General features: G+C 49.6%; 1 protein-coding gene. It reads left to right on the forward strand.

Annotated features, from left to right (window positions below):
• Nucleotide 1: 1 nt before the first annotated feature.
• On the forward strand, nucleotides 2–274 hold a 273-nt coding region (locus SB660_RS20465), incomplete at its 3' end, for a thiamine pyrophosphate-binding protein (protein ID WP_410584162.1).

A 274-nucleotide genomic window follows, 5' to 3' on the forward strand; every position in this document is an offset into this window, starting at 1 on the left:
AATGACAGAGCTGCTTGAGCAATGGGGAGTTGATCATGTATACGGCATCCCCGGAGACAGTATAAATGAGTTTATTGAAGAATTAAGACACGAAAGAAATCAACTGAAGTTCATTCAAACCCGCCACGAAGAGGTAGCGGCACTGGCAGCCGCAGCTGAAGCAAAACTCACCGGCAAGATCGGAGTCTGTCTGTCAATCGCAGGGCCGGGAGCGGTGCACTTATTAAATGGTTTATATGATGCAAAAGCGGACGGCGCCCCTGTGCTGGCGATT

It is taken from the genome of Bacillus sp. SIMBA_005 (genome assembly GCF_046535585.1).
Classification (GTDB): domain Bacteria; phylum Bacillota; class Bacilli; order Bacillales; family Bacillaceae; genus Bacillus; species Bacillus pumilus.